Source organism: Pseudoalteromonas sp. MMG007 (genome assembly GCF_018100985.1).
In the GTDB taxonomy this organism is placed as follows: Bacteria; Pseudomonadota; Gammaproteobacteria; order Enterobacterales; family Alteromonadaceae; genus Pseudoalteromonas.
Window position 1 is genome coordinate 15,264 of sequence record NZ_JAGJEI010000010.1, and the last position, 25,171, is coordinate 40,434.

At 38.6% G+C, this 25,171-nt stretch carries 25 protein-coding genes, 1 tRNA gene and 1 pseudogene; 8 read left to right on the forward strand and 19 right to left on the reverse strand.

All coding sequences use genetic code 11. The features are described 5' to 3' along the window. Positions 1 to 15: 15 nt before the first annotated feature. Positions 16 to 1,209: a flagellar assembly protein T N-terminal domain-containing protein gene (locus tag J8L71_RS12365; protein ID WP_211000800.1), complete on the forward strand. Its 1,194-nt coding sequence runs from the start codon at positions 16 to 18 to the stop codon at positions 1,207 to 1,209. On the opposite strand, the gene J8L71_RS12370 is transcribed toward J8L71_RS12365, so the two are convergent. Continuing rightward, complete coding sequence (locus J8L71_RS12370) at positions 1,206 to 2,108, reverse strand: LysR substrate-binding domain-containing protein (RefSeq protein ID WP_211000802.1); 903 nt, start codon at positions 2,106 to 2,108, stop codon at positions 1,206 to 1,208. The genes J8L71_RS12365 and J8L71_RS12370 overlap by 4 nt on opposite strands. A 109-nt stretch (positions 2,109 to 2,217) precedes the next feature. Between J8L71_RS12370 and J8L71_RS12375 the strand changes: the two genes are divergently transcribed. From J8L71_RS12375 to J8L71_RS12395, 5 genes are all read left to right on the forward strand, one after another. Next, positions 2,218 to 2,946, forward strand: a complete 729-nt coding sequence (locus J8L71_RS12375) for a glutathione peroxidase (RefSeq protein WP_138683506.1) — start codon at positions 2,218 to 2,220, stop codon at positions 2,944 to 2,946. A gap of 81 nt (positions 2,947 to 3,027) precedes the next feature. Continuing rightward, entirely contained in the window at positions 3,028 to 4,476 is a 1,449-nt protein-coding gene (locus J8L71_RS12380) for a dihydrolipoyl dehydrogenase (RefSeq protein ID WP_211000803.1), read from the forward strand. Between the two features lie 314 nt (positions 4,477 to 4,790). Next, the gene (locus J8L71_RS12385; protein ID WP_211000804.1) at positions 4,791 to 5,723 is read left to right on the forward strand and encodes an exopolyphosphatase; all 933 of its coding nucleotides are present in this window, start codon (positions 4,791 to 4,793) and stop codon (positions 5,721 to 5,723) included. Between the two features lie 371 nt (positions 5,724 to 6,094). Continuing rightward, entirely contained in the window at positions 6,095 to 6,517 is a 423-nt protein-coding gene (locus J8L71_RS12390; RefSeq protein ID WP_211000805.1) for a hypothetical protein, read from the forward strand. A gap of 60 nt (positions 6,518 to 6,577) precedes the next feature. Next, positions 6,578 to 6,733: a hypothetical protein gene (locus J8L71_RS12395; RefSeq protein WP_211000806.1), complete on the forward strand. Its 156-nt coding sequence runs from the start codon at positions 6,578 to 6,580 to the stop codon at positions 6,731 to 6,733. 35 nt (positions 6,734 to 6,768) lie between these two features. Here the strand turns inward: J8L71_RS12395 and J8L71_RS12400 are convergent. From J8L71_RS12400 to rppH, 18 genes and pseudogenes are all read right to left on the reverse strand, one after another. Then, positions 6,769 to 7,140, reverse strand: a pseudogene (locus J8L71_RS12400) (transposase); the annotation flags it as partial. A gap of 294 nt (positions 7,141 to 7,434) precedes the next feature. After that, positions 7,435 to 7,509, reverse strand: a tRNA-Arg gene (locus tag J8L71_RS12405). A 72-nt stretch (positions 7,510 to 7,581) separates the two neighbouring features. Then, positions 7,582 to 8,250 carry a FlgO family outer membrane protein gene (locus J8L71_RS12410; protein ID WP_211000808.1) on the reverse strand — a complete coding sequence of 223 codons (669 nt, stop codon included), beginning with the start codon at positions 8,248 to 8,250 and terminating at the stop codon, positions 7,582 to 7,584. A gap of 7 nt (positions 8,251 to 8,257) precedes the next feature. Further along, a complete protein-coding gene (locus J8L71_RS12415) occupies positions 8,258 to 8,950 on the reverse strand; it encodes a FlgO family outer membrane protein (protein ID WP_211000809.1) in 693 nt (230 codons plus the stop codon). Between the two features lie 13 nt (positions 8,951 to 8,963). Then, a complete protein-coding gene (locus J8L71_RS12420) occupies positions 8,964 to 9,557 on the reverse strand; it encodes a FlgO family outer membrane protein (RefSeq protein ID WP_211000810.1) in 594 nt (197 codons plus the stop codon). A 48-nt stretch (positions 9,558 to 9,605) separates the two neighbouring features. Then, the gene (locus tag J8L71_RS12425) at positions 9,606 to 10,340 is read right to left on the reverse strand and encodes an SPOR domain-containing protein (protein ID WP_211000811.1); all 735 of its coding nucleotides are present in this window, start codon (positions 10,338 to 10,340) and stop codon (positions 9,606 to 9,608) included. Between the two features lie 18 nt (positions 10,341 to 10,358). Beyond that, positions 10,359 to 13,334, reverse strand: coding sequence for a carboxypeptidase-like regulatory domain-containing protein (locus J8L71_RS12430; RefSeq protein ID WP_247655292.1), 2,976 nt, complete (start codon positions 13,332 to 13,334; stop codon positions 10,359 to 10,361). 24 nt (positions 13,335 to 13,358) lie between these two features. Next, a complete protein-coding gene (locus J8L71_RS12435; protein WP_211000813.1) occupies positions 13,359 to 14,183 on the reverse strand; it encodes a fimbria/pilus periplasmic chaperone in 825 nt (274 codons plus the stop codon). A 21-nt stretch (positions 14,184 to 14,204) separates the two neighbouring features. Next, positions 14,205 to 14,654: a DUF4402 domain-containing protein gene (locus J8L71_RS12440; RefSeq protein ID WP_211000814.1), complete on the reverse strand. Its 450-nt coding sequence runs from the start codon at positions 14,652 to 14,654 to the stop codon at positions 14,205 to 14,207. A gap of 37 nt (positions 14,655 to 14,691) precedes the next feature. Continuing rightward, positions 14,692 to 15,282, reverse strand: a complete 591-nt coding sequence (locus tag J8L71_RS12445; protein WP_211000815.1) for a DUF4402 domain-containing protein — start codon at positions 15,280 to 15,282, stop codon at positions 14,692 to 14,694. Positions 15,283 to 15,410: 128 nt separating this feature from the next. Beyond that, positions 15,411 to 16,004, reverse strand: a complete 594-nt coding sequence (locus J8L71_RS12450; RefSeq protein WP_247655293.1) for an SPOR domain-containing protein — start codon at positions 16,002 to 16,004, stop codon at positions 15,411 to 15,413. A gap of 60 nt (positions 16,005 to 16,064) precedes the next feature. Then, positions 16,065 to 16,739 carry an SPOR domain-containing protein gene (locus J8L71_RS12455; protein ID WP_211000816.1) on the reverse strand — a complete coding sequence of 225 codons (675 nt, stop codon included), beginning with the start codon at positions 16,737 to 16,739 and terminating at the stop codon, positions 16,065 to 16,067. Positions 16,740 to 17,085: 346 nt separating this feature from the next. Then, a complete protein-coding gene (gene galU, locus J8L71_RS12460; protein WP_211000817.1) occupies positions 17,086 to 17,964 on the reverse strand; it encodes a UTP--glucose-1-phosphate uridylyltransferase GalU in 879 nt (292 codons plus the stop codon). A 20-nt stretch (positions 17,965 to 17,984) separates the two neighbouring features. Beyond that, positions 17,985 to 18,836, reverse strand: a complete 852-nt coding sequence (locus J8L71_RS12465; RefSeq protein ID WP_138681654.1) for a thymidylate synthase — start codon at positions 18,834 to 18,836, stop codon at positions 17,985 to 17,987. 9 nt (positions 18,837 to 18,845) lie between these two features. Next, positions 18,846 to 19,649 carry a prolipoprotein diacylglyceryl transferase gene (gene lgt, locus J8L71_RS12470; RefSeq protein ID WP_211000818.1) on the reverse strand — a complete coding sequence of 268 codons (804 nt, stop codon included), beginning with the start codon at positions 19,647 to 19,649 and terminating at the stop codon, positions 18,846 to 18,848. 13 nt (positions 19,650 to 19,662) lie between these two features. Continuing rightward, a complete protein-coding gene (locus tag J8L71_RS12475; protein ID WP_211000819.1) occupies positions 19,663 to 20,472 on the reverse strand; it encodes a sulfite exporter TauE/SafE family protein in 810 nt (269 codons plus the stop codon). A gap of 71 nt (positions 20,473 to 20,543) precedes the next feature. Continuing rightward, a complete protein-coding gene (ptsP, locus tag J8L71_RS12480; RefSeq protein ID WP_211000820.1) occupies positions 20,544 to 22,808 on the reverse strand; it encodes a phosphoenolpyruvate--protein phosphotransferase in 2,265 nt (754 codons plus the stop codon). 30 nt (positions 22,809 to 22,838) lie between these two features. Continuing rightward, on the reverse strand, positions 22,839 to 23,357 hold the full coding sequence (gene rppH, locus J8L71_RS12485) for an RNA pyrophosphohydrolase (protein ID WP_002958704.1): 519 nt from the start codon (positions 23,355 to 23,357) through the stop codon (positions 22,839 to 22,841). A 530-nt stretch (positions 23,358 to 23,887) separates the two neighbouring features. Between rppH and mutH the strand changes: the two genes are divergently transcribed. Further along, positions 23,888 to 24,559 carry a DNA mismatch repair endonuclease MutH gene (mutH, locus tag J8L71_RS12490; RefSeq protein ID WP_211000821.1) on the forward strand — a complete coding sequence of 224 codons (672 nt, stop codon included), beginning with the start codon at positions 23,888 to 23,890 and terminating at the stop codon, positions 24,557 to 24,559. A gap of 166 nt (positions 24,560 to 24,725) precedes the next feature. Continuing rightward, positions 24,726 to 24,908 carry a ribbon-helix-helix protein, CopG family gene (locus J8L71_RS12495; RefSeq protein ID WP_211000822.1) on the forward strand — a complete coding sequence of 61 codons (183 nt, stop codon included), beginning with the start codon at positions 24,726 to 24,728 and terminating at the stop codon, positions 24,906 to 24,908. Positions 24,909 to 25,171 lie beyond the last annotated feature (263 nt).

Sequence of the window (25,171 nt, forward strand, 5' to 3'; positions counted from 1 at the left end):
AATTGGAGTAAGAGTATGAAGTCGTTTTTATCATTGGCATTTGCAGGCTTAAGTGCAACTGCTTTATTAACGTTTTCGGCTTTTACTCAAGCGCAGTGGTACGAATCTACCGGCCATGCACAAATACAAAATGGCGATATAGCAGCAGCTAAATCAGCCGCTATTAAAGATGCTATAACACAAGCTCTTGTGTTTTCAGGTGCTCGTGTAAGCTCAGTGCAAACCTTGGTAGATGGCGTTTTAATGCAAGACCAGCTAAAAATTAGCAGCCATGGGGAAATTCAAAAAATAGAGTTAGTAAGCGAAGACCGCCACAGCAGTAAATTTGCAATTACCCTACGTTTAGATATTTTTGCTCAAGCTGAGCAATGCCCACAAAATAGCTTTAATAAATTTATAGCGGTCACTCAAAGCCGCCTTGTACATCGCGAGCATGCCATGATGGGTCAAATATTTGACGTAAATAAAGCAATTAGTAAAAACATATTTACCGCACTGCAAAAATCAAAAATGAGTGCTATTCCTGTCGCTTATTACAATAACGCGATTAATGTAGATAAATACTTTTCACAGCAACATGACTACTCAAATGCTCAACTAGAAGAAATCGCATCCCGAAGTAACGCTCAATACGTATTACTTAGCCAAATAACTGATTTATCAACCAGCGATAAACTAAATAACGATTACGCATTTTGGCAAGACGAAACATACCAGCGGGGCTACAACATAGAATTTGTATTATTTGATGGCACCACGTATGAGCAACTTTGGCAAAATAGCTACCACACTAAAGCAATTTGGCCCTTTGAAAAAACCACGATTGTAGATGTGAATTCTGATAGGTTTTGGCAATCACCTTATGGGAAAAGCATAACCGAACTCAATCAGTCAGTAAGTTACGATATTCAAGCAGCTATGGCGTGTTTACCTACTCAGGGCAAAATTATGCACATGGAAAATAGCAAAATAGTGATTAACCTAGGAAAAGCACACGGGCTCAAAAAAGGCCAGATGCTAAGTATTGCGCACCATAACTATTTAACTGATGCACAAGGCAATACCATGCCCCACACTATTACAACACTTAACACTATTCGTGTAGAGCAGCTTTATCAGCAAAGCGCGATTGCAATGAGCATCGATGACAAACCACTACCTGGTGTACAAATTAATGATGTTGTTGAGATACTCAGCCAAGAGCTTTAATTAAGTTTTTTATTCAATTTAGCTTTCAAATTTGGGTGCTTAGTTAACCACTCACCTAATTGCTCAACACCCGACAAGTGCGGGTAATGCTTTCTACATGCAAACACTACATTGCGTTGCTGATTAGGAAATATAGGCAAATAATCAATACCTATGCGCTGTGTACACGCAAGTTTAGGTACAAATGTAATACCATCATCCATAGCCACCAGCGCGAGTAAAGTTTCAAGGCTATTGCCCTGATATTGATTAGATACATCAACCCCAGCTGAAAAACAAAACTTTTGGGCTTGATCTTTAAAGCAATGGCCATCACTTAACATTAGTAGGCTGTAATTTTGTAGATCACTTAGAGCCACTTTTTTATGTTTAGATAACGCATTATCGTGAGAAACAGCAACTAAAAAATCTTCCTTATACAAATTAATCGTATGGTAATTTTTAAGTTCCGGTACGTCGGCCAGTATTGCAAAGTCGAGTTCGCCGTTATCAAGTGCTTCTAAAATTGTTGCCGTTTGCATTTCAATAAACGCAAATTGGCTGTCTTTAAAGGCTTCCTTCATTGAAGTAAGTAAAGCTGGCAGCAGGTATGGAGCAATGGTCGGAATAATACCGATAGTAATTTTGCCCTGTAGAGGCTCATTAGAGGTTGCAGCAAGCTCCTTTAGGATTTGTGTTTGCTCTAAAATAGTTTCTATTTGTGTCAACAAACGTTCACCTTTAGCTGTTAACGTTACTTGCTTTGTTGAACGGTCAAACAATACCACACCTAGCTCCTGCTCAAGTTTTTTAACTTGTCCGCTTAATGTAGGTTGGCTTACAAAACATGCATCTGCCGCTTTGCGAAAATGCTTGTAGTGCGCTATTGCTTTAACGTATTCAAAATCTTTTAAGTTCATATTCATCTACACCTGATAGGTTATGCCTATTAGTTTAATACAAACAAACGATTGGAACTATATTTATTTATTCGCCATAATGGCTCCAACAAATCAAGAGGAACAAACTATGTTAAAGAATATTGAAGGCCAAACAATCCCAAACGTTACATTTGCAACTCGTCAAAACGACGAATGGAAATCGGTAACTACAGATGAAATTTTTAAAGGTAAAACAGTTGTCGTATTTTCACTACCAGGTGCATTTACACCAACATGTTCATCAACACATTTACCGCGCTATAACGAGTTAGCTGGCGTACTTAAGCAAAACGGCGTTGACGAAATTGTATGTTTATCAGTTAACGATACCTTTGTAATGAATGCATGGGCTGAGCATCAAGAAGCGCAAAACATTACATTATTACCAGATGGCAACGGCGAATTTACTGACGGCATGGGCATGTTAGTAGACAAAAACGACTTAGGCTTTGGTAAGCGTAGCTGGAGATACTCTATGCTGGTTAAAGATGGCGTGATTGACAAAATGTTCATCGAACCAGATTTACCAGGTGACCCGTTTGAAGTATCTGATGCAGACACAATGCTTGATTACATCAACCCTAAACAAGCAAAACCGGAGCCTGTGACAGTATTTACTAAACCTGGTTGCCCATTCTGTAAAAAAGCAAAAGAGCTTCTTACTGAAAAAGGCTACGCATTTGAAGAAGTTGTAATGGGTGCAGGCGCAACATTAACTAGCCTTAAAGCAATCACTGGCCGTGATACTGTTCCACAAATATTTATTGGTGGTCAACACATTGGCGGCTCAGACGATTTAGAAAAATTCTTTGCTTAATTAATAAGTAAATAAAAAAACCTAATAGAAGTAGGTAAAAATAGGGGCATACACGCCCCTATTTATTAGAGGAAAAACGCTATGAAAGAATTGCAAACCGATGTTGTTGTTATAGGTGCTGGTACTGCAGGTTTAAGTGCATACCGTAACGCTAAACAGTTCACACAAAACGTATTAATGATTGAATCAGGCCCATATGGCACAACATGCGCACGTGTTGGTTGTATGCCAAGTAAATTATTAATTGCCGCAGCTGAAGCCGCTCACTCAATTGAAATGGCACCAGCATTTGGTGTGCATAGCTCAAAACCTAAAATTGATGGCAAAGCAGTAATGGCGCGTGTTAAAAGTGAACGAGATCGCTTTGCAGGATTTGTAGTAGAAGCCGTAGATGAACTACCAGATGTTGATAAAATTCGTGGTTACGCACAATTTTTAGACGCCAACCGCGTACAAATAGACGACGATACAATTATTACAGCTAAGCGCTTTGTAATTGCCACAGGCTCTCGCCCTTCATACCCTGGTGTATTTAATAACTTTGGCGACAAGCTAATTATTAACGACGATGTATTTGATTGGGACGACCTACCAGAATCAGTCGCCGTATTTGGCCCTGGCGTAATAGGCCTTGAAATTGGCCAAGCGCTTAGCCGACTAGGCGTAAACGTAAAACTATTTGGTGTAGGCGGCGCAATTGGCCCACTTACAGACCCTGTAGTAAGAGACTATGCAAACACCGTCTTTGCAGAAGAATTTTTTGTAGATACCGATTCAAACGTATCTGACATGATGCAAGTGGGTGATAAAGCCCAACTAACTTACACCGACAAACAAGGTGCTAAGCATACAGAGCAATTTGACTACGTACTTGCAGCCACAGGCCGAGTACCCAACGTAGATAAATTAGGCCTAGAAAACACAGGTATAGAACTTGATGAACGCGGTGTGCCGCACGCCGATCCACATACAATGCAATGTGGTGAGTCAAATATATTTATAGCGGGCGATGCCAGTAACATGATCCCATTACTACATGAAGCATCTGATCAAGGCACAATTGCCGGTCAAAATGCTGGGCGCTTCCCGGATGTACGTATCGGGCTTCGCAGAGCTAAAATTGCAGCTGTATTTAGCGACCCACAAATAGCAATGGTTGGTGAAAGCTACAAGCAAATTACAGATCGACTAGGTGAATGTGGTTGTTTTGAAGTAGGCGAAGTAAGCTTTGAAAACCAAGGCCGCAGCCGAGTAATGCTAAAAAATAAAGGCCATATGCGCGTTTATGCAGAGCAAGGCACAGGCTTATTTTTAGGTGCAGAATTTATTGGCCCACAAGCCGAACATATAGCTCACTTACTGGCATGGGCTGTGCAAAATAAAATGACCGTACCAGAAATGCTAGATATGCCATTTTACCACCCAGTAATTGAAGAAGGCCTACGTACCGCACTGCGTGATTTAAACGCCAAACTAAAATTTGGCCCAGATATTATTAACAGCTGTATGGAATGTGGCCCAGGCGCTTAACGTTCATATGGCACAAAAACAAATACATACTTGCTAACAAAAAGCCAAAACATCTGTTTTGGCTTTTTTATGTGTTTTTTAAGCTAATACCAATTGTGTTAAATTATGCGTTATTTATAGCGACAGACAAATAGAGTGAAAACAAGGCATAACTTCGGTATGCACTTGTTTTAATTAACAAATCAACAACACCGCAAGCGCATTATTTACCACGCTAGAATGAATAAATGTTTAATTCGATTGGTATAATCTCTCAAAAAAAATTTTAGCTGTTACACTCAATTGATAACTCAATTAAAAAAGATGGAATAGCTATGCCCAATAATAAATTTAGACTAGTCACCCGCAGCGATTTTGACGGTTTAGTGTGCGCCATACTGTTAAAAGACTTAGACCTAATTGACGACATCTTATTTGTGCACCCAAAAGATATGCAAGATGGAAAAATAGACATAACAGCAAACGATATCACCACTAACCTCCCGTACGTTGCAGGTTGCCATATTGCATTTGACCACCACTTAAGCGAAACAGTACGTAACGCAAGCGACATAAAAAACCACGTAATTGACCCAAAAGCCCCCTCTGCTGCGCGCGTTGTTTACGATTATTACGGCGGCGCTGAAAAGTTTCCAAACATTAGCTGTGATATGATGGACGCAGTAGATAAAGGCGATGCCGCACAGTTTTCAAAAGACGAAATACTCAACCCAACCGACTGGGTATTAATGAACTTTATAATGGATGCACGCACAGGCCTTGGCCGCTTCCGTGAATTTAAAATTTCAAATTACCAATTAATGATGAAACTCATTGACGCGTGTAAAGATCAAAGCATCGAAGAAATCCTACAAATGGAAGACGTAGCCGAACGTGTTGCGCTGTATAACGAGCACAACGAAAAAGCAAAAGCACAAATAACACAATGTGCAATGGTACATAAAAACCTAGTGGTACTAGATTTAACACAAGAAGAAACCATATACGCCACCAACCGCTTTGTAATTTACGCTATGTACCCCGACTGCAATATATCGATTCATAAAATGTGGGGCCTTAAAAAACAAAACGTAGTATTTGCCATTGGTAAATCAATCACCAACCGCAGCTCAAACACCAACGTTGGCGAACTGTGCCTTAAGTATGGCGGTGGTGGCCATTTAAATGCAGGTACTTGCCAAGTAGAAACTAGCAAAGCCGAAGCAGTGCTTGGTGAATTGATTGATAAGATTACAAGTGATGGTTAAGGGCTAGCTATCAGCTATCAAGATTGTAAAGCGAGTAGGTGTATATTTACTCGCTTTTTAACTTTAGTTATAAATTTTTAGCTATAAAAAATTACTGCTTCCTTAACGCTTTTACTCAATAATTATTGGTATCTTAAGCTTTTTATGGGTGTCTTTGAGCGATAAACGGACGGTCGTCATTAAATCCCTCAGAATAAGAGGAATCTCTCCTCTTTTTACATGTTTATATAGGCAGCAGGAAGAGTGATATTTGTAGTTGGCAATAGTTTACGCTATTTGCTATTAATATAAGTCCATAAAATAAGGACGTTTTAGCGCTAAAAATAGGGAAAGTGTCCTCTGATAAAGCTGTTAGAGCAACAAGGATGATCATGCGTTGTGAATATGTTGAAGAGGTAATCTCAAGTCAAATAACTATTTCTGCAAAAACAGAATATGACTTTAAACTTCAATTTGAAAGTTTATTAGAGGAGCTGAAAGAGCCGTCAGGTATAGTTTATGTTTGGAGGTGCCTGAAAGATATTCCTCGATTAAAAGGTAGTAGTCCAATTTTTTACATAGGTAAAGCTAAATATAGTTTTTACGATCGTTATAAAAGTAATATATCTCACGAGCTCAAAGAGTATTGGAATAGGTATTCCCATATTATTTCAGAGTATGGAGGCTTTACTGTTGATGTTTACAAAACCAGTAATCCAGAGGTCACTGAAAACAGGTTTTTATATCAGTATCATCAAAAATGTTTTGAGTTACCGCCGATCAACCTTCAAAGTTATAGAGAAAAATTGCTCTAACAAGATAATTGGACTCCCAACTTCTATATTGAAGTAGAAATTATTTTTCGGAGTTCAATTATGAATAAGTTAAGAATTGGTGTCGATTTAGCTCATAAATTAATACAAGTTTGTAGCTCTGCAAATAATGAGATGACACTGCAACAATTTAGTGAGTACTTGGTATCGCTTAGTCCTTCAACGATTCCTTTTGAGGCCTGCCTGTGCGAGGGCTAATGTTCTCGTGTTCTCACTGCTTGGTTTTAGGGGGTAATCTTCTTTGGATAATTGAGCATCATATCTAATGCTAATTCAGCGCCTGAAGGATCATCTTTTGAACCGCTAGGAAACATAGCTTGTCTGTATCGAGCAAGGGTTAATCCATGAATAGGATAAACTGTAACAAAGCTATATTTTTGTAAGGCGTATACTATAGGTCCTTTATTTAACTCAACAACAACAGCAATATTACCTTTTACTTTTTTATGTAATGCCTTAACCCAATCATTAATTGATTCAGGTGAGTGAGAAATTACGCTGAACGCCCGAGACTCTTCGTCTTTAACCTGCACACAAATATCATGTTTTTTATCAGCCCAATCAAGGCCAACATATGCAGAAAAGTTATCATTTTTAGTATGCATGCCAAATCTCCGATTTTTGAAATTTGTTATGTATTCTTTGCTCTTCGAAAGAAAAGCGGTGATCATTAAATGAAGCTAGCACAAGATTCGTAAGCAAAGAGCACATAACCTCAACAATTCAAAGTATAGATTATTAAGGTTCAAAGACTATACATGGCACTCTCTAGCCACTCGACAACATAAAATATTAATAATAATTGGTAAGGTACTTTACTGTGTCGGATGGCGCTTCTTTTATCCGACCTACGCAGGCAAAAAAGAGTCATTAATATTAATTTAGGTTTTTGATTTTATTGGTAGCCCCTGCAGGAATCGAACCTGCAACTGCCCCTTAGGAGGGGGCCGTTATATCCATTTAACTAAGAGGCCACAAAATGTGGTGTACTAAATGAGAATAAAATTATAACGGCATCTTGTTTTTCATATCAAGCTAAAATTAACTTAATTGCTTGATAAATATATATCTTCTTTGTTTAGTACATAAAGCGGGATGAGCTTTCTACTAGTGGCAACCACATGCTTACTGTGCACGTTTATAATGCGGGTATTCACTGCTACGCCATTTGGACGGTAAATTAACGTGCCAGCTAATACGTAATTGGCCATGCTACTTTCACTCAGCTTTTCTATATCGCGAGATAATACAAAGTCACCTCGGTTTGATACATCAATAGAGTTCATAGCTTTAAAGTCGACAACACCGTAACCAAACTTTTGCAGTTGATGAATAAAGCTCTCGGCTATTTGATTACCTAGTTGATTACTTTTATTGAGCGATGCATCTAAATCTACAATGGTTGTTACCGCTATATTAATGCTGTTGTTATCTTGTGCGTTAGATTCAAGCGTGTCGACTAAATCAAGTGCCATTTGTTCAACGTAATTAACAAGCGTTTTATGATGTTTAAGAGGCACAAACGCACTGCTATCTTGAGGCTCTGAGTTTTTATCGGTTTCAATTGACTGTAGCATGCTGGTCAAATCGTAATTTGGGGTGTTATCAACCGATGTAACCGCCTCTACAGGTTCATTATTTTGAATAATTGAGCAACCTGCTAAAGTTAAAAGTGTGGCTAAGCCTATTACGCCATTCAAATATTTAAAATACATTTTGGCCTCACTTACTAGCTTGTTTAAGCATTATTCCATCAGTACGATAGCTACTATTTAGTGCATCAACAACTGATTGAGGGATAAACCCTTGCGCAGTACCTACCACGGCCTTGCTTTGTATGCCCACTACACGCGCATTTACGAGTACGCCACCTTGATGGCTTACTAACGTGCCTGCTAATACATAACTAAAGTTTTGATCTTGGTTTAGCTCCAAGTAATCACGACTGAATACAAAGTCACCTTCGGGTGTTACACGCATGTAATCGGTTGTTTTAAAATCGATAACCGGCACACCAAAACTATGTAGTTCGTGCATAAAGCTTTCAGCTATTTGATTGCCAAGTAAGCTACCATCACTATAGTCATCATCTAAAAATACAAAGCTAGATACAGCCAGTGGCGTTTTATCGTTTACATATTCTAAATTATCTACTATGTCTTGCATAATGCCGCGAACGTAGTGGTTTATGTTTCTACGTGTTACTGGGGCTTTCTTAGTGTAGTTGCCCCGTTGATTAAGTTGAGCCTGAAAAAGATCAATATTCTCTTGTGGTGATTTAATTGTGCGCTGATTTGATATAAGTGGCGCATTGTTAACTTGCATGTTTTTTTCAGGCTCAGCGTCAATTGAATCATCCATTAGTGAACAGCCAAAGCCTAGTGGTAAACATAGGGTAATTAATAGGTTTCTCATTGTATGCTCCTGATTAATATTCGCTGCGGTACAGATTGCCGTCTCGCTGCTGAATTTTTTCGCTTCCCCACATTACGTTTATGGGGATCTCGGTTGTACCTGCTGAAAGTATTTGCTTGTTTTCTATATTAACAAGGCGTGCATTTACTATATAGGCATGCTGCTGGCGAGTTACTGTGCCGGTGATCACTAAGTCAATATTTTGGCGATTATTTAACTTTTTGATATCGCGGGTTAATATGCTGTCAGCATTCGTCGATAGCGTTAAGCTGTTCGCTAGTTTGTATTCAACGGTTTGATAACCAAGTTGAGTAAACTGGGTGAGTAAGCTTTCTTGAACTTGTAAGCTTAAACCTGAGGCTTGCCCTGCGATCAGCTTTGTATCAGGCGCACTTGCATAATAAAAGCTACTAACACCTATACGGGCATTGCTATTAAACGCACCATTTTTAAAGTTGAGCTGTGCCGTTAAGTTACTAACATAGTCACTCACTGTGTAAGGTGCTAAAGCTGGACGTGTCGCATCAGTGGGTACACTAGGCTCAGGCTGTGGAACCAAGTTACATGCAACTAAATTTAAACAGATTAAGGGCAGTAAAAGGCGCATAATTGCCGTCCTCATTAAAATATAACTAAGACGAAGCAATTATTATGCCTAATTATTTAATGGCGCTTGCGTGTAATGGCTTACAACACAATTAATCTCTCGTTTTTTAAGTTTATCACAACCCACTTTTGCATTAGCTTGGGTTTCATAGGCGCCCAGCTTTAAACGATAAAAGGTCACACCACCAATGTCGATGTTCTCTATATTGGCGATAAATGAACCCTGAAATAGCTCTGGACTTTTGTTTCTTATTTCATTTAAACTTTGCTTTAAGCGCGTTTTATCTGTAACAGCTGCAACTTGTAGTGCGTACCGTGCTGTTGCAGGTATGTATACAGCTTTACCGCTGCTGGCTGGTGTTATTTTTTTTACCTTATTGGTTTTATCAACTTCAGTTTTTAATACTGGTTTTTCTGCTTGTGCTATTACTGAAGACGATAGCATTTGGGGTGTTTTTTCTATTTTTTTTAGCGGACTAACTATTGGTGTTTTCTCTGCCTCATTTGAGTTGGATTCTTCCTTTACCACTGCATTAAGTTGGCTTATTAATAACCTTAAATCTTCTTCTATTATTAACAACCGCTCAACCCCTGCTTTTGCAGACTGCCATTGCTGAGAAGAAGCTTTTAACTGCGCCAATTCGTCTGCAGAAACTCGTGTATCTTTTTGATTTATCGCTGCTAGTTCGCTTGGTTTTGTTGTGCTACTACAACCCGATAAAACAATCATTACGAGAGAGGTGATAACTACTAAATTGTGTTTAGATAAACTAATGAGATACATGGTTAAACCTTGTTAGTATTAGTGGCTGATAAGTTGCGCTTGAATTTTACAGTTTAGCCCTTTAGCAGTTAATTTATTGCATACCTGCTCAAGTTTTTCTTGCTCTGAAGCGGCATAAGCAACGGCTAAAGTATAACGATTTTTCTCGTTATCTTTGATATAAAACGCATCACGCCTTGATTGTTCATCCAAATGGCGCTTTATCAATTGGTAATACGCTTTCATAATTGACAACGAGGAAAAATCACCTGCATTAGCAATATACGCTGGCGTTTGTGCTTTTTCTTTAAGTTCAAAGTCTACGCCCATCACCACTTCGCCTTGCGCTGGTAAATTTACAGTTACTTGTTGTGTGTTTTTTAAAGATTTTCGCTCTTTGAACTCATCATCTATTACCGCTTTATATTGGCCTGGCCTTAAATCTGTAAATAAGTAGTACCCATCGTAAGCAGCTTGTGTTTGCGCCACTTGTTTACCTTGTTTGTCGAGTAATTTAATCGTGGCGAACGGCTGCACCTCACTGGTACCTTGCTCATCTTGTTTATAAACAGTACCCTCAACCTCGCTACTATTATTAAGCGGTATTTCCATATATTCAACAAAGCCGGCACGCGGTGTTATAGAAAAGCCATCATTGGCAGCAACTAAAAAAGGCTCACTAATACTGTCAGAATCAATCACTATGTCGGTGGTTCTATTTGCTGGCATACCTTTAAGTATAGCTAAACCATTTTCGTTGGTTACAGCTCGGCGATAGTTTTGAACTCCTTTTACCTTAACGCCTTCAATTCCCTTTTCTCCATCATCTTGAATATTGTTATTATTTGAATCAAGAAAGACTCTAACCATTAAAGTGCCGGAGTTTGCGAGGCTTCTTTTACTTAAAAAGTACTCATCAGTGTTCGTATCAAAACCAATACTAAAGCGACTAAATAAACCTAGCCGCCAATTATCATCATCATCGTAACTCATTGTGCTATTTAAGTTAAAACTATCGCTTTGCCAATTTAGACCCAGCTCCATAGAAACTAAATCATTTATACGGGAGTTTCTTAGTGTGAATTCAGATTGCAAATTCTGAGATAAACTACGACTTAATTCTGCTTGATAACCTAATATAGTTGAACCGGAGTCTGCGCTGTAGTCAACACTAAAACGCGTGTATGTTTTACCAAACCGATGTTGAAGACGCATACTGCCAAGTGTTATTGAATCCTCTAAAGAATCAAATTTTCGCCAAATTAAGTTGTTACTAACAACAGTACCGTCAAAATTGTAAGATAAGGTATTATCAACACTTAAATATGAGTCGCTAAATTCTCTGTTGTTATATCCAAGGGTATTTTGATAACTCAAACTTCCAAATGATTTATCAAACAATTTTCCTGCCGTATATAGTCTATAATTTTGAGTTTTCGCTGTTTCAGTATCCCCCACTATTTTCTCATTGTTTTGAGACAGGCTTAACCGTACCGATTGACCAATTAACTCGCCTCTAGCAGCTACCTCTAATTTATCTTCATCGTTATTATTTTTTTCATAATCTAAATTAAGTAATACCTTATCAAATATACTCAGGTTTGAACCAAAGGCATAATTGCTAACATTGTTCCCAGAATTACTATTATTTAATATTGATGTACCAGCATAAACCGATAAATAATCAGTTAATCCCGTTTCATAACGACCCGCTAGCTGCCAACCTTTACTCTCTGGCGAATAAAGTGACTGATTGAATAACTGCTCACCTTGCTCAGTAATTGACAGCTCATAAAACGATTCATCTGCCGACAAACTATTACCATCTATAAAATATTGCTCTGTTTTTCGCTCTACTTGCCCTTGTGGACCATAAAAAATCAGCTCAAAATTATTAGCGCCAAATAATAAATCAATGTCTTCAAATAAATAACGCCCATCAGCTAAACTAAATTGTTGCGCTAGCAGTACATCATTACGATATAACTCAACATCCCATCCTGGTTGAATAGCACCCGTTAAGTTAATTTGATTACTATTAACCTGTTTAAAAAGTGGTTTGTTATCCACTTTTACTCCTCTGGCGTAACTACTATTAAATTGTTTACCGACTTGAGTTGCTAGTACATCTCCAAATTGAACAGTTGTCGCATTTAAAGGGCCTAATAACCGTGCATCTTTACTTTGACGGCTAAATGATAATCTTGAATCTGATAGTAAATCTTGTTTTCGCCCTGCAAAAAAATACTGAGTATTAAAATAGGCCAAGTCATTTGATCCTAATACAGAGTACCCTATCGCTGAATCCGTATTACTCTTGGTTGCACTAAGCTGCACATCAGCAAGAGGAGATGAAATTGCACTGTATGGACTGGCCTTCCACGGCAATATTGCTTGACGAGACTCTCCGTTAGTTACAGTTTCTCGCTGCTCTCTTTCGCGTTTTAATTCTATAGGCAATTTGGTGGGGGAGCTTACATTTAGCTCAAGTGCTGAGTACTCAATATCAATATCTAACGAAAACCATTGCCCTAACAAGTTACTATCAACAAACATATCGCCGTTATCGGCATAAGCTTGTTCGCTACTAAATGAATATCTAGCGCCGTTAATTTGTGCTGTATTTGTATTTAAGTCTAGATAAAACTGATTATCTTCACTAATAAACCAGCCTTGAGCAATAAAGTCATCGCTATTTATATCGATAGCAAAATCCAAGTTTTCTGAAAAACTTAATAAATCTATTAACACACCGGTTTTACTTTTCACCCCGAGCATTTCACCTAGGTAATTTTTTTTCACGAACGATGAAAAAAACAATAACTCCCCTTCGGGGATGCCCTCACCTTGCTGCACATTAAGCTTAGACTCGGCTCTCTCATTTACAGCCTGATCAATGTTGTATTGCTGCCATTTTTTATCTATTTTTTTTATGCTCGCAAAAATAGCCTGTGTGTCAGGCTCTTCTACTGCTGATAATGAATTAAATGATAAAAAAATGATCAGCAACCACATAAACCGCTTAAAGTAGTGCATCGGCTATTTCAATTTACCGATAATTGCATTATTGACTGGCGCTAACTTTTCACTAAAAATAGTATTGCGATATTCTTTAAGCCCAGTGTAAGTTACACGAACTTGGCCATTTTCCGGGATCTTTTGTTCTGCAAATATTGGTATCGTCGCTATTGTTTTTGTTAGTTCTGGGTAAATACTAAAATCGTTTAACATAGCGATCTTTTTCTCCGTATCCGTTCCTTTTTGCTTAAAAAAAACTTCTAACTTGCCAAAAGAGCTAAAGCCACCCTCTCGCTTAATTTCAATCTCAAACGCTTTTTTTTCTGCGCTGTGTATAAGCTGTAAATTGCTAATACTAACATTAGGCTTTTCAGCGCCATGTCGCAAAATAACAGGAATAGTGTAGCTTAAGAGTAAGTTTATCTTAATACCCAGTCTCTGTTGCTGAGCTTGAGTTTCATTAGGGAGTGCTTTAAACGCTAAATGAGAACGGTACTCCTGCTTTGCTAAACTTTTCGGCTTTCGAATAGCAAGCTTAACAATTTGCCTTTCTCCTGGTGCTAATCTAACTTGCGACGGACTGATCCTGACCATATTTTTAAGTGAAGTTGAACTTTCTTGAGTCGCCGCTAAATTAGAATACCCTCCACCAGCAAGTGCAACTTTTTCTTGCCACTCCAACCTATAAGTTTTAGGTTCATTAGAGTTATTAACAACAATGACTTTAGCAACACGTTGACGCTCATCAAAATTGATTCTTGTTGGAGAAATGAGTAAGTTTGCATAAGAATGGAAGCTAGTTAAAATAAAGCTTACTAAGATAAAAAAGATTTTTATTATTGTCATTTAATCAACATCTCTAGTTGTCTAATAATTTAACGTCACTTCAATTGTAGTATCAAAGGTACCATCTTTATAAGTATTTCCGTCACCGGAGGTACTTAATTGCCCCCCCACTCTCAATAACGCAGTCCCTGTGGTATCGGTTGTAATGGTCGCATTGTATATGAGCTGATTTAAAATCAGTGATGCACCACCGAAAATGTTATTTAAAGGTTGGTCGTTTATAAAATCACTCACATTTACTTGAATACGCGCAGGATACCCTTCGAGCAACAATTCGGCGGCATGGCCTTTTTCAAGTAAATATATGCTGTTAGTTAAGGTGTTTGTATTACTAGGTAACAAAGTTATAGAGCTAACACTTTGATTATCACTAATAACAATTTTACCAAAATTCAATTGCTCAAGCGCTGTAACTTGGGCGTATAAATCCGTAGTTAAGAAAGCTGCTAGTATGAATAAAATTAATTTCATAAAGTAGCCTACTTTATAATAAAGCAGGCTTTGCTCATTAATAGTTTAATTCTAATGTGAATGAGCCACTGTAGGTGCCATCAATATAGTCACTCGCAGGTGTAGTAGCATCTGTCGTTAATTCTGCACCAACGTTAAATGTCGCTTCACCATTTGCGTCTACCTGAATGGCTGTCGTCGCTGCACTGTTAGGCGTTGCGCCAGTTAGCACATAATACGTTGGATTACCCAAAGTAAATGCTGCAGTACCTGCAGGTGCTGCATCAGGTGAAATTGCAGTTTCTGTCGGATCTGTAATGGTTAGTGAACCAAAAGGAGACACCCCTGAAACAGAGAATGAAGCGGGTACACCTGCTACTAAAATTGCGATTTCAGCATCTGCAATTGATGTAGAGGTAGTTGTAGGTGAGGTCGCTGGATTTGCTGCTAAAACAAGCGTAGCTGTCTCAGTTGCTACTAAATCAGCTGAGGCTCGAATCGTTCCAAAATCTAGCGCCGAATCATTAGTCAAGGTAAAAGCATTTTGCACTGTAACACCAGCTTGAAACGAAACAGTTTCAGCAACAGCACCAAAAGAAAGTGCAGCTATAGATGTCACCAAAGCTACTTTAGTAAAAAAGTTGTTCATAATTTATCCCTTAATATATTTAATTAACCTTTAGTCAGGTTACATTAAGTATCGGCCGAGTCCATGAAATATTTAGAAAAAATACATTTTTTATTAAATACTCTAAGCCAGTAAACTGCTTTTGTAATTTAACCTTCTTTAAAAGTGGCCAATTTACACTTGTTACCTAGTCTGGAAAAAAACATGCACAGCTGCGCTGCTTGCTTTTGAGTCTCAACGGGCCCTGCTACCAGATTATAAAGCGTAACTGAATTTTTAGTTTGTGCATTTATTTGATAGTGCAAAATTGTACTTAATTGCGGGTATTGCTCTTGTAAACGCTGTACTTGTGCTTCAGCCCTTTTCGCACTCATATACCTAGCAATTTGAATCGTGTAGCTTATTTTTTTCGAATCAATAATACTTTTGCTTTCTGTGGATTCTGCTGATAATGAAGCTTTGTTTTCACTTCCGTACTTTATCTGCTTAACATCACCTTTAAGTGGTTCGGGTACTGCATCAATATCGGTTTGTGCAGAAAGAGCCTGAATCAATAATAGCAAATCCTCTTCCATGTCGCTTAAACTAGCTATTTTTTCTTTACTGTTATCCCATTGCTCTAAATAAGGTTTTATATCTTCTACAAGCACAAACTTTTCATTAGGCGACGAAACCGGTGCTTGCTGGTTACTACAAGCAGCTAACATCAATAACAAAAATAATATTCCGAATCTAGGTTTCAATTTTAGACATCCATAAAAAACAACTTTAATTTCAAAGCAATAATTAAGCCAAATATTCAACTATAGTTTTATAGGCTTATCTGTGTAGTTACTTACGATGCAATCGAGCTTATACAGTTTAAATACATCACAGTCGGCTTTTGCATTTTTAAAGTTTTGGTAAGAGCCTAACTTTAGCCTGTAAAATATTTTATTATTTATTTTTGCGGTTTCAACATTTGTCAGTATTTTGTCTCTAAATAATGGGGCTGCTTTAGTATTTAGCTCTTTCCATGCTTTTACTACACCGTTTTGCGAGCCAACAGACGCAACCTGTAATGCAAATACATGTTTAGGCGCGCGTAATGTAACGGCTTGCTTTTTATTACTGTAATTTTGCTTAACCTGTGGCAGACGGGATTGCGTAATACGTGGAGAGCGGGCTGTTTTAATGCTATAGCCTTGGTTAGACTGAGCTATCGCTTTACTATTTATAATGTCTATATGGTTTACTAGGTAGGTTATTTCTTTTTCTAATTTTAAGATGCGCTCAATACCTGCTCGAGCTTGTTGCCATTGCATGGCGGCATCTTTTAGTTGAGCAAACTCAAGGGCTGTTATAGATACGTAGTCTGGCGCGTTAGTTTGCGATACGTTGCTTGTCTTTATTTTAGGTGCAACACTACATGCTGTTCCAAATAAAAGCATCAGCAAGCTAAGTATTAGCCCAATGTTATTTTTTTTACGTATAAGCATGTATTTGTTGTCCTGAAAGTAGTGCCTTTACACTTACATTTCAGTTAAACATTCTCACAAGAAAGCGTTTAACTTTATTAGCTTTAAGCTATTAACTTAGCTCTTAGTATGCTTTTTCATGTTTCATAAAAACACAATGTTGCATATTCCTCCTTCCTTGAGAGCATTATTTAATACAAAATTAATGCCAATTAACTTAAACCTTACAACATGAATTACAATATGTCTGTAATGTCCCTAAAACATTTCTGATTTTGTGCTTTCTTATTAATGTGTATTTATTTTAATGAATAAATAGATAAAAGGCGCCAAATAGGCGCCTTAAGGTATTAAATAAAATAACTAATTAAATTAGTGTTTTAATAAATGATTTGAGTTCACCGGCAAATTCATCGCGGCGTAGTGCAAATTCAATCGTTGCTTTTAAGTAACCTATTTTACTACCACAATCGTGACTACGGCCTTTAATTGCATAAGCATCAACTTTTTCATGCTCCATTAGCATTGCAATGGCATCAGTTAGCTGAATTTCGTTGCCTGCACCTTGAGGTGTTTTTGCAAGTAATGGCCAAATATTTTCACTTAGTACGTAACGCCCTACAACAGCTAAGTTAGAAGGAGCTTGATCAACAGGCGGTTTTTCTACCATGTCTGTAATAGGTGAGCTTTCACCTTGTTGTAAGTCAACATCACCTAAATCAACTACACCAAATTTGTCTACTTCATCCATAGGCACTGGCTCAACCATTATTTGGCTGTGCTTTGTTTGCTCAAAATGCGCAATCATTTCAGCTAGGTTGTCTTTTTTTAGGTCGCTTTCAACGTCATCAATAATTACATCTGGCAAGATTACAACAAACGGCTCGTTACCAATAATTGGCGCCGCACAGTTAATTGCGTGGCCTAAGCCTTTAGCTTCACCTTGGCGTACGTGAATAATAGTGACGTCTTTAGGGCAAATAGCCTGCACTTCGGCAAGTAATTGCCGCTTAACACGTTTTTCTAATGTAGCTTCTAGCTCAAAGCTTGTATCAAAATGGTTTTCGATAGAATTTTTACTTGAGTGAGTTACAAGTACTATTTCTTTAATTCCTGCTGCTACCGCTTCATTTACTACATATTGAATAAGTGGACGGTCTACTATTGGTAGCATTTCTTTAGGGATTGCTTTTGTGGCAGGTAACATACGAGTACCTAAGCCCGCTACTGGGATCACTGCTTTCATTTTAGTTTTCCTTAATCTTTTTATACTGAAAATGGATACTGAATCGGTTCGTGGCTTTGATAGCCCGTTACTTCAAAGTCGTCACGCGTTACCCACGTTTCTATATCTTCTAACGTTTTTATTTTTGGGTTAATTGCTAGTTTAGGCGACTCGAACGGTTCGCGCTTTAATTGCACGTCTCTCATTAGTTCTAGTTGGTTTTCGTAAATATGGGCGTTAGCAATTTTATGATACGCCTTACCTGCTTTATGCCCGGTAATTTGAGCTACCAATGCAAGTAAAACAAAGCACTGAATTTGATTGAAATTCAAGCCCAGTGGTACATCACAGCTGCGCTGATACGATGTTAAATATAGCGTGTCGCCAAGCAGTGAAAAAGTATGCGTGTGCATACATGGGCGCAAACAACCAAGCTCAAATTCGCCGGGGTTATAAAAAGTAACGATTTCCCCTCTATCATCAATACCATTTTTTAAGTTATTAATAACTTTAGCAAGCTGATCGAGCGTTGAACCATCTGGTCGCTGCCATCCGCGGCCTTGCACGCCATAGACGCGGCCCATGTCGTCTTCACCTTTACGGTTAGGGTTATTAAGCCATGCGCCGTTGTCGTTAGCATTTGCATCCCAAGTTTTACAACCAATATTACGAAACTGCTCTGCACTATCGTAACCACGTAAATACCCTAATAACTCAGCAATCGCTGCTTTGTAGTAGCTTTTACGTGTGGTGATCATAGGAAACTTATTATTCGCTACGTCGTACTCTAAATCAGCGTTTATAACTGTTAAACAGCGAGTACCTGTACGTTTATTTTCTACCCACTGGCCTTCGTCAACAATACGCTGACATAATTCTAAATATTGTTTCATGCTGTTTTATTATGCCTTAGCTGCTTTAACGTGTTGTGGTTGTTTGTATGCCCAAATTAATAAACCTAAACCACCCACAATCATAGGAAGTGATAATATTTGCCCCATCGAAATAAAGTCAGCAAACAGCCCTAGTTGCGCATCTGGTTGGCGAAAGTATTCAATGCAGAACCTAAATACGCCATAACCTAGTAAAAATACACCTGCTACACTACCCGCTGGACGCGGTTTTTTAATAAACCATTGCAGGATTAAAAAGAGTACTAGGCCTTCAAAAAATGCTTCATATAATTGTGATGGATGACGCGCAAGTGGCCCGCCTGTAGGAAATACCATAGCCCAAGGCACATCGGTCACTCGACCCCACAGCTCGCCATTAATAAAGTTACCTATTCTTCCAGCTAATAAACCAACAGGTACAAGCGGAGCAACAAAATCGCCTACTTGAAGCAATGATTTTTTGCGTGTCCACGAGAAAATGGCTACCGCTGTTATAACTCCTAGCGTGCCGCCATGGAAAGACATACCACCTTGATCTATTCTAAATAAATAAAGCGGGTTTTCTATAAAGTAACTAAACTGATAAAACAATACATAACCAATACGCCCACCAAGAATTACCCCTAGCATGCCATAAAATAGTAAGTCACTTACCTGCTCTTTTGTCCAACCTGAATTAGGTTTTGCAGCTTGGCGATTAGCGAACCACATCGCAAACGCAAAACCAATTAAATACATTAACCCGTACCAACGTACGCTTAGCGGCCCAACAGAAAAAATTATTGGATCAATTTGAGGAAACTCAAGTGCCATAAAAAATAAACCTTTAGCTAAAAACCATTTTAAGTGCGATAACAACAAGCAATACCGCGAAAACTTTCTTTATTGTATTAACAGGTAAATAATGAGTTGCTTTAGCGCCTATAGGCGCAACAAACCATGATGTAATAACAATCCCAAATAACGCAGGTAAATAAACAAACCCTGCAAAACCATGTTCTAAATCGGTAACTTGCCAACCTGCACTAATATACCCAATAGAACCAAATAAGGCGATAACAATGCCGCAAGCAGCGGCGCAACCTATGGCTTTTTTTATATCTACCGAAAAATAATTAAGCATTGGAACAATAAGCGCCCCACCACCAATGCCAATTAAACCAGATAAGCCCCCCATTAGAGCCGATATAGCTCCCAAAATAGGGCCTGCTGGTAAAGGCTGCTCCACAACTGATTTTTTTCGGGTCGACAACACCATTCTCGTTGCAATAAACACGACGCTGATAGCGAACACAGTTCGTAAAATTTTCTCAGGGATGAGGCTTGCGGCAAAGCCACTAATTAATGCCCCTAACGCAACACCCGACATAACCCAAGGAGCTATTTCCCATGGCACATTATCATTTTTATGATGAGCTAACGCTGAAGAGGTTGAAGTAAATAAAATAGAAGCAAGTGAAGTTGCTATAGCAATCACTAAAACGTGACTTGAAGATGTAACGTCAAACGATAACAGTAACGTACTAAGCACAGGGACAATAATTAAACCGCCGCCAATACCTAACAATCCAGCTAAAAAACCGACAATGCAGCCTAGTAGTGCGCAGCTTGCCACTAACAGCCCTAAGTCATACATAGTTATCTCAAATACCTATTAATGTGTGTATATTAAAGGATTATAAAGCCAATAGCATCTGCGGATTGATACTATTTAGGCGTGTAAAACAAATCGCCTAATCGATGCTCTATCATAAAGTTTCGTGTTAAACGCAGTACTTGCTTAGCGGTGGATTGAGTTAAACACTCACTAAGTAGCTGCTCCATGTCACTCACATTTAAGCGCCTGATCACCCACTTAACTTTATTAAGTGATGATAGATTCATACTTAAGCGCCTATACCCCATTGCAATAAGTAAAATCGCACCTTCGGGATCGCCACCAAGTTCACCACATAAACTAAAAGGCAATTCGTACTGCTCACATTCACAAGCCACTTTATTTAACACTCTTAATACGCCTGGGTGATAAGGGTTAAACAGCTCAGCAACACGTGCATTAGCTCTATCTACAGCTAATAGGTACTGCGTTAAATCGTTACTACCGACTGAGCAAAAATCGACTTTTTTTGACCATTCAGGCAACATAAATACGCTCGAAGGCACCTCAAGCATTATACCAATATCAGGTCTTTCTATACTTTGCTCTGGGTACTTTTCACTTAGCTCATAATACGCTTGCTCAAATAATGCTAAAGATTCATCTACTTCATCGGTGCCACTGATCATTGGCAGCATAATCTTTAAATTGCCTAAACCAATATTTGCTTTTAACATTGCTTTAAGCTGATCTAAAAACAGCTCTGGGTGATCAAGACTAATACGAATACCACGCCATCCTAAAAAGGGATTTTCTTCGGTAATATTAAAATAATCTAAAACTTTATCCCCACCAATATCCAACGTACGCATAACTACAGGGTTTGGGTGGTAGCTAGTAAGCACTTCGCGGTACCAGTTTTCTTGCTCTAATTGCGAAGGAAACTGGCCTTTTTGCATAAACCAAGCCTCTGTTCTGTAAAGCCCTACACCATCGCAGATATGTGAACTGCTTTGTTCTGTATTTAGCTCAAGCCCGGCATTTAACAGCAAGCTAATATGCTCACCATCAAGCGTTATTGATTCTGATGTTTGCTCGGCTAAAAAACGGTTATTCAATAAGCCATCTTGGTACTGAAGCTCGGTGTACTCATCTATTAGCATTTGCGATGGAGAAATATATAAACGCCCAGAAAATGCATCCAGAATGAGCGGTTTACCCTCAAACTGTAAGAGTGGTAAATCTTCAATACCCCAAATAGCAGGAATACCCATTGCACGCGTTAAAATAGACGCATGGCTATTAGCTGAACCATTAACACTAACTACACCCGCTAAATGCCCTTTTGGCACTTCTGCAAGCATGGCCGGAGTTAATGTATTAGCAATTAAAATAGTATTTGGTGGGTAATCTTTTATAGCGTGTTCGGTGTTTACTAAATGATGTAGCACGCGTAAACCAATGTCTTTAACATCAACCGCACGCTCCTTTATATATGGGTCCTGCATGGCATTAAATTGAGAGATTAAGCGCTCTATTACAATTTTTAATGCACTTTTAGCGCACCAACCTTCTTGTAACTGTACCTCAACATTATGGCCTAAGCTTTTTGCATCAAGTAATTGTTGGTAAACATCAAATACAGCCAACGCTTCATGCGGTATCGAGTCACTTAGCGTCATAGAAAGCGTATTAAATTCTTTTCGGGTCGCGGCTACGGCTTGCGTAAACAAGCGGCGTTGCTCTGTTACATCACTGTCTTTTAAAAGCTCTATAGACTTAAAATCAAGCTTTGGCAGCACGACAAATGCTTGGCCAATTCCTATGCCCGGCGCACTCGATACCCCTTTTAAAACAGATGTTTGATGAGATGATTCATCTTGTCGCAGTACTTCTTTTATTTCAGCATGCGCTAATTGTGATGCAAGTTGAGCAGAGAGCGTAATTAAAAACGATTCTTCATCTTGGCTAAAAACACGGGCCATTTTTTGCTGAACAACAATAACGCCTAATACTTTTTTTTGATGCACCACAGGTACTGACAAAAAAGCATTGTAGCCTTCTTCATTCACTTCGGGGGAGAGTTTAAATCGCGGGTGTGATTTAGCAAATGCTATATTAATTGGCTCTTCGCGCTGGGCAACTAAGCCTACTAAGCCTTCGGTAAAGCCAATTCTAAACTTACCCACCGCATCAGGATTTAACCCTTCGGTAGCCATAAGTACAAAATTGTCTTGGCTGTAATCTGCAAAATAAATGGAGCAGCACTGGGTTTTCATGGCATCTTTAACCATTTGCACAAAGCACACTAAAGCACTGTCTAAATTCGCTTGTTGCGATACAGACTCAGCAATAGACCTAAGTGTAGCCAGCATGTCCTGCTCCTTTATTCTATCGAGAAATTACTACCTTTTACTTCGCCAATGATCTTTGTGTTGTTCTCTTTTATTAAAAGGCATGGCGAAAGGAGCAAACTCCTTCATTACACGTCGATAAACATCCCGTTTAAACGATACTACCTGTCTTACAGGATACCAGTAACTTACCCAGCGCCAATCATCAAACTCTGGATGATGGGTTTTAAGCAAGTTTACATCTTCATCTTTACAACGCAGTTTTAATAAAAACCATTTTTGTTTTTGCCCAATACACACCGGACTAGAGTCGCGGCGAATTAATCGTTTGGGTAATTTATAGCGTAACCAATGTTTTGAGCTTGCGACTATTTCTACATCTTCAGGTCGCAGCCCTACTTCCTCGTGTAACTCGCGGTACATGGTTTGTTCTGCTGTCTCGCCATCATCAACACCACCTTGGGGAAATTGCCAAGAATGCTGACCATAACGTCTAGCCCAAAAAACCTGTCCCTGATTATTGCAAATTACAATTCCGACATTGGCACGAAAACCTTCGGCATCAATCACCTTAGTGCCTCATTTGTAAGTCGATTTTTAATGATTGTTCCACATTAGCTGCAATACGGCAAACACTATTATAGCCAAGCTAATTTGTAAGCTAAGTTTACGCTTTTGCATACCCCATAAAATAATGAAGTGTGAGTAAAAATTTTAAAAATAATCCACCAAAGCTATTGCGGTTATTGTTTTACTCTACTTACTCACAGTTTGTGCATAACTTTTATAAAACACGCTCGTTTTGCAAACAAATCCACAATATAAGATCTAAAAACTCGTGTTCTCCACAGAATCTGTGGATAAACATGTTTATATAGTTGTATTTATCCCAGCAACTTTTAACAGCCTTAATCAAAAATGAATGCATAACTTAAAAAAAACCAGCTAGCTCAGTAACTTAAAGTAAACCGCCCAATTTTATACATGTACAAAATTAACCCAAACAACAGGCGAGCAAAAAACGAACAACCCTAAAGATATCCACGGCTTAGCCAATTTGCTATCATGGCTATGGTATTTATTCAACCGAAATTAATAGTATGCGACCATCAAAACCACACTCAATTAACGACCTAATGCAGCGCGTGAATAACATTGCTGGATTAACACTTGGCCAACTTGCAAACCAGTACCATTTTAAAACACCTGATGATTTACTCCGTGAAAAAGGCTGGACCGGGCAACTAATTGAGTATGTACTTGGGGCTACGGCAGGTTCAAAACCCCTACCCGATTTTGAAGATTTAGGGATAGAGCTAAAAACACTCCCCATTTCTTACAAGGGTAAACCACTAGAGACTACGTTTGTATCGGTAACACCTTTAATAAACGTCACCGGTATGGCATGGCATACAAGCTCTGTGCGTAAAAAGCTAAATCATGTTTTATGGTTACCCATACTAAGTGAGCGAGATATAGCCCCGTTTGACAGAACGATAGGCAGCGGCTTTTTGTGGCAACCAACACCTGAGCAAGATGCGCTATTACAGCGTGACTGGGAAGAACAAATGGAGTTAATCGCACTCGGGCGAGTAGATGAAATATCAGGCCATTTAGGGGATGCTATACAAATTAGGCCTAAGGCGGCAAACAGCAAAGTTGTTACTGATGCTATTGGTCCACATGGTCAAATTATCAAAACCTTACCACGTGGTTTTTATTTAAAAACCAGTTTTACGGGTGAGATTTTAAAACAGCAGTTTCAGCTTTAAGTACGCAAGGGTTAAACTCTAACTCATAAGTAGTTTAGCGAAACCTTTACCTCTGTCTTTGGTTCATCCAAACAGGCTTTGCAACAGTAATTAGCACCTCTCCGTCACCCGGATTTGTAGGCGTATACGCTTTGCTTACACCCGTATACAACAGGGGCATTTTAGAATGGCCATTCTAAGCATCCGAATTTACGATAAATTAAAAGAGTCTTTAAATAGTGAGGCGCAAAAGCAAGGTATTTCTATATCTGAATATGTGAAGAGAACACTGGAAAGTGAGGGCGTTGATACCCATATACTAGCAACAGAGAGAAATTTAAAAAGCCCTGTTATAGCATTGAAAGTTTAGCCCATGTCACTTAGGAAACTATACGCGAAGTTGAATTAAATATTCAGCGGCTAAATGAATCGCTTAAAAGTGCCAATCACTCAAAGGGTCTCAAAAAATTTAAATGGATATTAATTTCTATATCCCTCATATTTGTATCAATCTCGCTCCCAGTATTTCACTTTAATATAGTTTATTTAAAAGCTTTGCTTTAACTTTGGATAATTATAAAAACTCTACTTTAGAGTTATTCTTCTTAAAAACGGCATCCTTATTGCAAATTT